This is a genomic window from Vibrio sp. 10N.286.52.C3 (genome assembly GCF_041468865.1).
Taxonomy (GTDB): domain Bacteria; phylum Pseudomonadota; class Gammaproteobacteria; order Enterobacterales; family Vibrionaceae; genus Vibrio; species Vibrio crassostreae_C.
Window position 1 is genome coordinate 49,488 of sequence record NZ_JBFRJM010000063.1, and the last position, 10,823, is coordinate 60,310.

At 42.9% G+C, this 10,823-nt stretch carries 7 protein-coding genes, 1 pseudogene and 1 riboswitch; of the genes and pseudogenes, 7 read left to right on the top strand and 1 reads right to left on the bottom strand.

The window, feature by feature from the left end:
* Window positions 1-295 precede the first annotated feature (295 nt).
* Window positions 296-415, top strand: a riboswitch (glycine riboswitch).
* Between the two features lie 128 nt (window positions 416-543).
* The 4 genes from AB4138_RS19890 to AB4138_RS19905 all read left to right on the top strand — a co-directional run bounded on the left by AB4138_RS19890 (window position 544) and on the right by AB4138_RS19905 (window position 5,591).
* The gene (locus AB4138_RS19890) at window positions 544-1,914 is read left to right on the top strand and encodes a sodium:alanine symporter family protein (protein WP_248401192.1); all 1,371 of its coding nucleotides are present in this window, start codon (window positions 544-546) and stop codon (window positions 1,912-1,914) included.
* A gap of 370 nt (window positions 1,915-2,284) precedes the next feature.
* Window positions 2,285-3,097, top strand: coding sequence for a transcriptional regulator (locus tag AB4138_RS19895; RefSeq protein ID WP_372156994.1), 813 nt, complete (start codon window positions 2,285-2,287; stop codon window positions 3,095-3,097).
* On the top strand, window positions 3,094-3,555 hold the full coding sequence (locus AB4138_RS19900; RefSeq protein ID WP_017059728.1) for a hypothetical protein: 462 nt from the start codon (window positions 3,094-3,096) through the stop codon (window positions 3,553-3,555). Before AB4138_RS19895 ends, AB4138_RS19900 begins: the two co-directional genes overlap by 4 nt.
* Window positions 3,556-4,115: 560 nt before the next feature.
* Window positions 4,116-5,591 carry an aerolysin family beta-barrel pore-forming toxin gene (locus tag AB4138_RS19905; RefSeq protein ID WP_372307412.1) on the top strand — a complete coding sequence of 492 codons (1,476 nt, stop codon included), beginning with the start codon at window positions 4,116-4,118 and terminating at the stop codon, window positions 5,589-5,591.
* A gap of 106 nt (window positions 5,592-5,697) precedes the next feature.
* On the opposite strand, the gene AB4138_RS19910 is transcribed toward AB4138_RS19905, so the two are convergent.
* Window positions 5,698-6,333: a LysE family translocator gene (locus tag AB4138_RS19910; protein WP_017058961.1), complete on the bottom strand. Its 636-nt coding sequence runs from the start codon at window positions 6,331-6,333 to the stop codon at window positions 5,698-5,700.
* A gap of 296 nt (window positions 6,334-6,629) precedes the next feature.
* Between AB4138_RS19910 and AB4138_RS19915 the strand changes: the two genes are divergently transcribed.
* The 3 genes and pseudogenes from AB4138_RS19915 to AB4138_RS19925 all read left to right on the top strand — a co-directional run.
* Window positions 6,630-8,102, top strand: coding sequence for a carboxypeptidase M32 (locus tag AB4138_RS19915; protein WP_017066275.1), 1,473 nt, complete (start codon window positions 6,630-6,632; stop codon window positions 8,100-8,102).
* A gap of 330 nt (window positions 8,103-8,432) precedes the next feature.
* Window positions 8,433-9,344, top strand: a complete 912-nt coding sequence (locus AB4138_RS19920; protein WP_017069525.1) for a LysR family transcriptional regulator — start codon at window positions 8,433-8,435, stop codon at window positions 9,342-9,344.
* A 1,198-nt stretch (window positions 9,345-10,542) separates the two neighbouring features.
* A pseudogene (locus AB4138_RS19925) lies at window positions 10,543-10,809 on the top strand (carboxypeptidase M32); the annotation flags it as partial.
* Window positions 10,810-10,823: the final 14 nt, after the last annotated feature.

The window sequence follows — 10,823 nt, forward strand, 5'->3', positions numbered from 1 at the left end:
TCCTTGTTTCTCTATTTTATACCATTTAAATAAGCAAGTTACGTCAGAGACTCGTTGTTTGATCATTTAGTTGAACAACATTTGTGCAAACAGATATTTTGTAGCTGACATCACATTTTATATGATCTAGGATACGCCTACAGATTACCTAATTATTTAGGTAATTGTTCCGATGAAGACTGCAGGAGAGTGGTTTTTAACTAAACATTAACATTTAGTTAGATTGACCCGCCGAAGAAGTAAATCTTTCAGGTGCTTTATGCTGGAGAAATCCAGAAAAGTGAGGACTGTCGTTGGAGGAACCTCTGGAGAGAACCGTTAGATCGGTCGCCGAAGGAGCAAGCTTAGTGCCCGTTACTTATCTATAAGTGATTCGCTAAGTGAAACTCTCAGGCAAAAGGACAGAGGAGTGGAAAGCAACAGCCTTAATTAACAAAAGAATTCTATCTAGAAATCCGTATGTATTAAGTAGTGCTATCGATCCCTGTGATCTGCACTGCCTTCCCTCTTCTCCTTAAATTTTTAATTTATTAAGGGGAATCTATGAACCACCTACAAGCTACACTACAAACCATCAACCAATTCGTTTGGGGACCACCACTGCTTATTCTGCTAGTGGGTACAGGTATCTACTTTACTTTTCGCTTAGGCTTACTCCAGTTTAGACACCTCCCAACTGCACTGAAAATGGTATTCAGCAAAGACAAATCTGGTACGGGTGACGTATCGAGTTTCGCAGCTTTGTGTACTGCACTTTCAGCAACCATTGGTACAGGTAACATCGTTGGTGTAGCGACCGCAATCAAGATTGGTGGCCCTGGCGCCCTTTTCTGGATGTGGCTTGCCGCTGTATTTGGTATGGCGACCAAATACGCAGAATGTCTACTTGCCGTTAAATACCGCAGAACCGATAGCAATGGCGAAATGGTTGGCGGCCCAATGTACTACCTGCAATACGGTGTCGGCTCACGAATCTTGGCGGTAATGTTCGCTGTCTTCGCGCTCGGTGTTGCTTGCTTTGGTATCGGTACCTTCCCACAAGTCAACGCTATCTTAGACGCAACTCAAATCTCATTTGGCGCTTCTCGTGAGATGTCTGCTGTCGTTCTTACGACATTGGTTGCAGTAGTTACCCTTGGTGGTATCCAATCTATCGCTAAAGTAGCAGGGAAAGTTGTTCCTACTATGGCGGTTATGTACGTCGTTGCGTGTTTAAGCGTCCTGATTTCAAATGCAGACCAACTACTGAATGCCATTACTCTTGTTGTTACTTCTGCGTTTACCAACACAGCAGCTACCGGTGGTTTCTTTGGCGCGAGCATCATGCTTGCTATCCAATCAGGTATCGCTCGTGGTGTGTTCTCGAACGAATCTGGCCTAGGTAGCGCACCAATGGCTGCAGCAGCGGCTAAAACAGACTCATGTGTGAAACAAGGACTTGTCTCTATGACAGGTACCTTCTTCGACACCATCATCATCTGTACGATGACAGGTTTGGCGCTTATCTTAACGGGTGCTTGGCAGACGGATCTTTCAGGCGCTGCGATGACCACTCACGCATTCGCTGTTGGTCTGAATGCAGATACCCTTGGCCCTATGTTGGTTTCTGTTGGCTTAATCTTCTTTGCGTTTACAACAATTTTAGGTTGGAACTACTACGGTGAGCGCTGTGTTGTGTTCTTGCTGGGTACCAAAGCAGTATTGCCTTACAAGATCATCTTCATTGCGTTGGTGGCTTCTGGTGCATTCTTGAAGCTCGACATGATCTGGATAATAGCTGATATCGTGAACGGCCTAATGGCAATTCCGAACCTAATCGGGCTTATCTTGCTGCGCCACGTTGTTATCGAAGAAACCAAGCTATTCTTCAAACCGTTAACTTCTTCAAAAGATTGTGAAGCAGTTAAAGCGTAACCTGAATTGATTGAATACCAAGCCCGCACTTCAACTGCGGGCCTTTTTATTTTCATCACATAGCGAAACGTCTTCAATTATTATGCAGCACATATGCCCTTATAAATAACGAGAATATTAATTCGACTGCTATGCGATTTAATATAGCCAATAGAAGACTAATAAAACCAACACTTAATTAGACATTACTTATATTTAACAGATTGTGTGTTGGTGTCAGGCGTTTTGTCAAAAACATATTAAATTTCTTTTTGTTTCAACGACACAAAAAACCAGAAGAATAAAACATGTGACTTTAATTCATATATTAGTCAGTTTATAGTCATCTACATTGTAGAGAGAATTATAATAAAAATAAAACGTTGGCTATATGATCAGATTCGACCCGATTAAAAACCGTATTTATAACGATGAACGTTCTATTAAAGTAGGATACCGTGAAACTCGAGTTCTGGAGTTATTACATAAAAACTCACCCGATATTGTTAACAAACAAGATATTATTAGCTTCGCTTGGGGAAACGAGTTCATAGGGGATACGTCATTAGCGAAAAGTATAAGTTTACTGCGCCAAGGGTTCGTTAGATTAGGCATCAAAGAAACCCCAATCGTCACCGTTCCTAAGGTGGGCTATCGCCTTATCGATGAGTGCGTGGTGATCGACTCGCCCGTCAATAATGGAGCCACAACTCCCCTTGCTGCTGCGAGCAACCTAATACCTGTAGGCAATAATGGTATTGCTATCGGTGCAGCCGTTGCAGTCGAACCTAAGCCTAACCCTAAACAAAGTTCTTCGGCTTACTTCCCCACAGCTGAAAGTCGAAACAAGTTGTGCTACTTCACCACTGGCTGCTTACTGTTAGCATCAGCGCTATTGGCTTTTGCTAAGGTTAATGAGAGAAACCTCAGCGATATCAACCCCGTTAACCGGCTCAGAGAGCAATGGATAGGTCAAATACAAGTTTTCCAAGCCCCTGAAATGGCGATGACGCCAGAGCTAGAAAGCATTCTCTATCAGTATCAATGTGATTGTGTGGCGTACATTAGCGAAGAAGCGGAATATTCAGAGCTCTCTATTCTCAACAAAGCCACACGCCAGTCCGTCAACATCTTTTACACTCCAACCCAACTAGATCAAGCCAGTACCGAACTGGCGTTATTCCTAGAAAGAGGTCAATTATGATGCCAATCGTTGCGCTCATTTCTGCATTCGTTTTATTGGTTGGCATATGGAGTATCCCTTCGCCCCAACCAAAAGAAGAGCATCGCTACCAACATAGCGTGGTGGACCTGATAGTGAATGACAATGTATTACGTACCGACGGATTAACGAAAATAAGTAACAACAAGGTGCTGCACCTGATGTCCGTTCAAGACGACAACATGCCCGACCCACTTGTTCTGCGATTCAGAGGAACAGCCCGTCCTTCTCAATCACTTTTCTTTTCTATTTCTGGCACCATTGACTTAGTCTCTGTGCAAAAAATAAATAAAACAATGAATGACAGCCGATTGGCGCCTTACCTGTTAATCAACAATGACCCATTAACGGTAAAGATTGATATCTTAAGTTCGAATGATTTATTTGCCATCATTAAAACGTGTAATACAGGCCGAACGCAACTTCTGGCCAAACGATAATTAGAGATAGTTTAACCACTAGCAAAAAGTGCCCTATTATCAAGTAGCAAGCTTTTCCGATATTACACATAAAAAACGGATGGTTATTTTCATTATTTTATTAGTAATACAATTATTACAGTCTTCCTTACTTTAAGTGTTTGCATTTTAAAACCGATAGCAAAGCAAAATATTCAAGTTAGATTTTTACTCTTTGTCACTCACTACCTGCCCACCTTAAAACTACGAGTATTGTGAATGGTTATACCTGTTCTTCTAATTAACCATTCATACAAACGCCAAAAATAACGTCAAATAATTTTGACGTCTAAGCCCGAATAATGGGCCTTCATTTTTCTAAAAACGGTTTGAGCCCCATCAAACAATTTACGTTCAGTTGCATACTCTTTCACCGTAAAAACACTAATGACAATACAAGCCATTGAATTAACTGGGTAATTTAATTCAACCCTTTTCAGTATCTATCTATTTATCAACATGAAAAAGTGAACTTGTCTTGTTAACTGCACGGCACACAAAACATTATCAAAATAGAAAAATTACAAATGAGGGAATTGTTAATGATCACAGTAAACAGAAGTCTCTTAGCAACCGCAGTGTTGTCTGTTCTATCAACCGGTGTAAATGCGAAGATTTACCCAGACCAAATAGTGTTTGACCAACTTGGTGAAGATGTCTGTCGCTCTGGTTATCGTCCTATAGACCGTTATGAAGCAGAAGAGCAGAAGAGTACTTTGGTCGCTCGCATGGGCACTTGGCAGATCACCGGGTTAAAAGGAAACTGGGTAATCATGGGGCCGGGTTATCATGGCGAAATTAAGCAATCAAGCAGTGGGTCAACGTTCTGTTACCCAAACAACGACCAATCTGAAATCCCTAACTATTCCGCCAAATCGGTTCAGGAAGGCAGCGAAATCGATGTTCAGTATGAATTAGTGAACAACCGTAACGACTTTGTACGCCCATTAAGCTACTTAGCCCACAACCTAGGTTACGCTTGGGTTGGCGGTAATAACAGTCAGTACGTGGGCGAAGACATGACGATAAAGCGCTCTGGCAACAGTTGGGTGATACAGGGAAATAACAATGGTTCTTGTAGTGGCTATCGCTGTGATGAAAAAACCAAAATCACCGTCGACAATTTTGCCTATACCGTTAACGACGACAACTTTTGGCATGGTGATGTTGTCGAGTCAGATCGTGAATTAGTGAAGACGGTTTACGCGACGGCAAGAAACAACAGCAATATCGCGCAACAAGTGGTGGTCGACCTAAAAGTAGACGAATCAACAAACTGGTCGAAAACGAACAGCTATGGATTCTCACAAAGCGTTCAAACAGAGAACACCTTCAAGTGGCCTTTGGTTGGTGAAACTAGGCTCACAGTTAAGTTCGAGGCTAACCAAAGCTTCGCTGAAACAAATGGCAACTCCACTAGCGAACAAGTAACACTTCAAGCTCGTCCTATGGTTCCTGCGAATTCGGAGCTGCCGATTCGAGTTGAGTTGTATCGTTCAAGCATCTCTTACCCGTACCGATTCAACGCCGATATTAGCTACGATGTTGAATTCAACGGCTTCCTTCGTTGGGGTGGCAACGCGTGGCACTCTCATCCAGATAACCGCCCATACAAGGCTCATACCTTCACGATGGGTCGTGGCAGCAGTGAATCTGCCGACATTCGCTACCAATGGGATCACCGTTACATCCCAGGTGAAACAAAATGGTGGGATTGGGGCTGGGCGATTAAAGAAGCTGGCTTATCAAGCATGCAATACGCGACTGGCGGAAGCTTACGCCCCTTCCACTCTTACGTGTCTGGAGATTTCTACGCTGAATCTCAATTTGCAGGTACTATCGAAATTGGACAAGCAACACCAATTACTAACAATCTACGCAGCAAAAGAAGTACTGATTCCGTCAACGAATCTACTGAGCGCATTGGCGACATCGAAGTTACCACCAACTTTAACGCCGATGAGTTGAGTGACTTAGGTTTCGAAGGTGCTGAGATGAACATTAGCGTCGTTGAATAACTGCGCTGTTGAATAAGATCGGTACAAAGATCTACCAGTAATAAAGCACAAAGCCCACGACACATCGTGGGCTTTCATATATTCATGTTCAACTGAAAACGGTGAACTACACAGGCTCTTCCATCAGAAGCTTAACACCCAGCCCAACCAGCACCATGCCCGTCACGCCTTCCATCCACTTCATAAAACTCGCGTTTTTGAGCAAATTTTTAGCCGAGTTAAGAGCGCCAGCCAAACCACATTGCCATACCATCGCAATCATAAAGTGTACCGAAGCCATCAACATAGATTGCAATAAAGGCGAACCTTCAGGGTTTACAAATTGAGGTAAAAAGGCCAGATAGAAAACTGCTGTTTTTGGGTTAAGAACGTTAGACAGAAAGCCTTCACGCAAAGAACGCTTTGCACTGTAAGCCTGCTGAGCTTGTTCTCCGACCTTCAAACCGCCACCGTTTTTCATCAACGCTCGCAAACTGCTTAAGCCAAGCCAGATGAGGTAAACCGCACCTACCATCTTAACGGCTTGAAAGAGTTCAGCGGATTGGGCGAGGATTGCAGATATACCCACAGCAGAGAAAAACGCGTGTACATACAAGCCGCTACAAATACCAAAGCTCGTCATACAACCGTCAGCTAAGCCAGAGCGGCTAGTATTGCGAATCACCAAAGCCGTATCTAAGCCCGGCGTTAGCGTTAAAATAGTGATGGCAATTAGAAATGCCTCAAAGTTCAAAATATCCATATCATTGTCATTTTTGTTCAGCGATCTATCATCAATACCGTGTATCTGAACAATTCGCAAGCAACAATTGCCACCAGCTATACAACTCACTGATTTTGTGCACAATAGAACAGTTTGATTTGTTAAGAAATAGTAAATTCAAGGCATCGTACCGCCTCATGCTTTTCTCGCTATATCTTCGACTGCGAAGGTCGGCGTCATTAAAAAGCAAAGCCATAATCAAAGTACACGAGATGAACCTTAACGCTGACGCAGCCCTAAGGATCATTTAAAGAAACCAAATTAAGAGTAGTCAAATGAGCGCATTCAAAAAACTAGTCGAACACTCTCAAAAATGTTCACGCTTTCAACACCTAGCTTCTATTTGTGGTTGGGACCAAGCTTCAATGATGCCAGCAGGTGGTAACCAAGCTCGTAGTGAAGCGATGGCCGAGCTTTCTGTTCATATTCACGGCTTAATGACTCAACCACAGCTTGGCGATTGGATTGCAGACGCTGAAAATGAAGCGCTGAACACTGAGCAACAATCGTCACTTCGTGAAATAAAACGCCAGTGGCAACAAGCAAACCTACTTCCAGAAAAACTGGTTGAAGCGAAATCTCTATCGGGTTCAAAATGTGAACATGCGTGGCGTAGCCAACGCGGCAACAACGACTGGGTTGGATTCGAAAAGAACTGGCGTGAAGTGGTTGAGCTTTCTCGTGAAGAAGCGCAGATTCGCGCAGACGCAGCCAATCTAACGCCTTATGATGCGATGCTGGATATTTATGAACCGGGCACCAGCTCTACTTCACTTGACACCCTATTTGCAGACGTTAAAACTTGGCTTCCAGGTTTAATTGATGAAGTGATCGAAAAACAATCGAGCGAGCAATTTAACGCACCATCAGGTATCTATTCGACCGAGAAACAGAAAGCACTGGGTTTAGAAGTCATGAAGCTGCTTCAGTTCGATTTTGAACACGGCCGATTGGATGAAAGTGTTCACCCATTCTGTGGCGGCGTGCCTTCAGACGTGCGTATCACAACACGCTATGACGAAGCGGAATTCGTTCAAAGCTTAATGGGTATTGTGCATGAAACAGGCCACGCACGTTACGAACAAGGCTTACCAAAACACCTAGCAGGGCAACCAGCGGGGGAAGCTCGTTCTATGGGCATTCATGAATCTCAATCTTTATTCTTCGAGATGCAAGTCGGCCGCAGCGACCCGTTCATTGGACACTTAGCGAACTTGGCTGGTCAGCAATTCTCAGGCTCAGAATTTGAGAAAGAAAACTTCCAGAAGATCTACACGCGCGTGAAGAAAGACTTCATCCGTGTTGATGCCGATGAACTGACCTACCCTGCACACGTTATCCTGCGTTACGAGATTGAGCGTGACTTGATCAACGGCAAGATCAAACACACTGACGTGCCAGAGTTATGGAATACCAAGATGCAGTCTTACCTTGGTTTAAGCACTCAAGGCAACTTCACTAACGGCTGTATGCAAGACATCCACTGGACAGACGGCGCATTTGGTTACTTCCCATCGTACACATTAGGTGCGATGTACGCGGCGCAGTTCATGGCTTCAATGAAGAAAACGGTAGATATAAACTCTGTGATTGAAAGCGGTGACCTATCCCCTATCTTCACTTGGTTAGAATCAAACATTTGGAGCAAAGGCAGCCTGCTGACCACTGATGACTTGGTGAAAGGTGCAACGGGCGAAACCTTGAATGCGCAATACTTCAAAGACCATTTGAGAAGTCGTTATCTGTAGATAAAACGCCCAACTACATTGAAAGTTTCTACTTGCAGAGCTTGCTGTGTAAGTAGAACCAAGCTGAAAAAAGCATAGTACAAGTATTGTAAGTCAAAAGTCACAATTATGGCTGAAGGGTAGCTTTGGTTCTAACTAGAAAAGGGGCACTTCTGAGTTACGAAGTGCCATCTGTGAAGGTTCTGGACATTTACGAGTTGCGTTTTATCTAATTTAGTAAGTCATGAATTAACAGAAGTAGGGCAACTCGCTTAGTCGAGTGTCCAGTATCACTGGTGCAGATCAGTTATCATATTTTAAGTAAATCACTCTAGAAAGGAAGCGAAACCTATGAATTTTAGTTTTGAACAACTTCTCGCGTTCGTGACCGTTTATGAACAACTCTCGTTTAGCAAAGCCGCGGTCAAACTCAATAAGCACCGAACTACGATAGGGCAGGTGATTACCAACCTTGAAGACCAACTAGCGGTCAGTTTGTTTGAACGAGTGGGGCGTTCGGTAGAGCCAACTGAAGATGGTCACCTTCTTTATCACAATGCTAAATTAACCATCGAGCAAGCGCGTACTTTCGATAAATTGGCGCTAAGCCTCTCTTATGGTGGATTAGAAAGCGTCAACATCGCTTATTCTAGTGTGATTCCTCATCGCGCTTTGGTTGAAATCCGCCAGCAATTTCTTCGCGATTTTCCGCTAATGCGCGTGAACTTTTTTGTTAGGAATAAACAGGACATCAAAAGAGGCATAGATAGTGGCGAATACCATTTTGGTATCGTCAATGTGCATGACCGTCAGGCGATGTATAGCTTTGATGCTACTTTCCTTGGGCATTTCGAATTTCTCCCTTTTGTTCAAAAAGGTGGAGATCTATCTAGGTTGGAGAAAAGTGCAGTCTTGGTGGCTCTGAAAAACAGCAAACAATTTGTCTTACGATCTTTTATTGAAGAAGGTATGTCAGAGAAGATTATTTACAGCTCAGACAATGAAGCAATCGATCAACTTGCCCTAGTGATAAAGATGGTCGAAGCGGGGTTGGGTTGGGCGTTACTGCCTAAAACCTTTGCTAATACTGAGTTTGCCAATCATGCTATTGAGCCAGTTGAAGCCGATGAGATGCTAGAGGGCTTCAAGTTTGGCTTCGCGCTTTGGTGTCCACATTCCAAACAAATTGTTGATATTAAAAAGTCGTTAATCACCGTGATAAACAATTATCGCAAGCGATTTGAAGATGGTCTCCGTCGTTAACTCATAGACTCATCCAATTTTTTAACAAGGTTCAATTAGAGCCTTGTTTTCGTTTCAGTTAACTTTAAGTTCGAGTTTTGATGGATTACACCCTTTATATAGGAGTGTGAGGTATCAAGCTGACTATCTCTTCAGTCATGTCACTTTCCCTGTACCTTTAAATAATATAAAAGATATCATACAGTTTGTTGTGATTTTACCCCCAGCCCGTGAAGATAAAGTGACTAAATGGTTGATGTGATACATAGCAATTGTTCACAACTAAAGTTCATAAGGATGGATGACTTTTAGTAGGGAAAATGTTCGCATCCTAAACGATGTAGAGTATTCAATCTAAGTGATTTTGGGGCAGATCTGAGCTAGCAGGCACTTTGCAAGAAAAGCGCCACGAGTAAAGCTTCAGGCTTATGAAGCCTCTGGACATTTCCGTTTTAGCAAGATTGCCAATTAAGCAAAGCATGAATTAAAAGGATAGAAAAAGTCGCTTACGTGATTGTCAGGGATCATTAGACCACTACAACTTCAATTGTCAGTTATAACTAAAACGGCACCTAGCCTTTGAGCAAAAAAACCTATATAACTCATCCCCACCTTCATGCTCTCTTACTCGAAAGAAAAAAATACTCTTCCCTCCCTCCTCATACGCGAGAGCTAGCTCAGCATCATCTCTTATCAAACCTTCAGCTACTAAGTGAACTTCTAATGCATCGAGTGCTTTTTCTTCTAAGGCTTTATCGTGAATTGGTTTAAAACCTCCAAATGAAAGGGAAGAAAAAAAAGAGCAAAAACAAAAAAAACAATTCGCATAACTATTCCTTTTTTATTAGTTCAATACTAATTCCAGTTTAGTAAGAAATTAAGATTGTCGCAGCAGTGAAACTAAATAGATAGCTCTCGTTTCATGCAATTAAAGTCGGAGTTCATCATTCTTATTATGGTAAATGGGTAAATTAGCTACCAAAAACAACCCTCAGACCTCCTCAAACGCTCTCAGCGAGGATTTTGGGCTTGTTCAAGGCTATGCTCATACTACCTTGTATGTGTGTGACTCTTTCAGTGCGATTTACAGAGCAAAAACTAGCGAATTCGTTTGAGTCAAGAACTGTACTCTGCCCCCACTTTTCGTACTTTGTGAGTTAAGTCGCCCCGTTAGCAAGAATTTGGACAGCCGCAACTACCTTAAAATGCAGGTCACATTCTCCACTGGACGGACGGCGCATTCGGTTACTTCCCACCTTACACATTAGGTGCGATGTACGCGGCTCAGTTCATGGCTTCAATGAAGAAAACAGTGGATGTGAACTCAGTGATTGAAAGCGGTGACCTATCCCCTATCTTCAATTGGTTAGAATCGAACATTTGGAGCAAAGGCAGCCTGCTTACTACTGATGATTTGGTGAAACGCGCAACCGGTGAAACCTTGAATGCGCAATACTTCAAAGACCACCTAAGAAGCCGTTCATAGACAGGATCTTAAGA

Excerpts from the sequence above, each read along its gene's own strand:
- AB4138_RS19890 (WP_248401192.1), top strand. The coding sequence starts at position 544 with ATGAACCACCTACAAGCTACACTACAAACCATCAACCAATTCGTTTGG.
- AB4138_RS19895 (WP_372156994.1), top strand. The coding sequence starts at position 2,285 with ATGATCAGATTCGACCCGATTAAAAACCGTATTTATAACGATGAACGT.
- AB4138_RS19900 (WP_017059728.1), top strand. The coding sequence starts at position 3,094 with ATGATGCCAATCGTTGCGCTCATTTCTGCATTCGTTTTATTGGTTGGC.
- AB4138_RS19905 (WP_372307412.1), top strand. The coding sequence starts at position 4,116 with ATGATCACAGTAAACAGAAGTCTCTTAGCAACCGCAGTGTTGTCTGTT.
- AB4138_RS19910 (WP_017058961.1), bottom strand. The coding sequence starts at position 6,333 with ATGGATATTTTGAACTTTGAGGCATTTCTAATTGCCATCACTATTTTA.
- AB4138_RS19915 (WP_017066275.1), top strand. The coding sequence starts at position 6,630 with ATGAGCGCATTCAAAAAACTAGTCGAACACTCTCAAAAATGTTCACGC.
- AB4138_RS19920 (WP_017069525.1), top strand. The coding sequence starts at position 8,433 with ATGAATTTTAGTTTTGAACAACTTCTCGCGTTCGTGACCGTTTATGAA.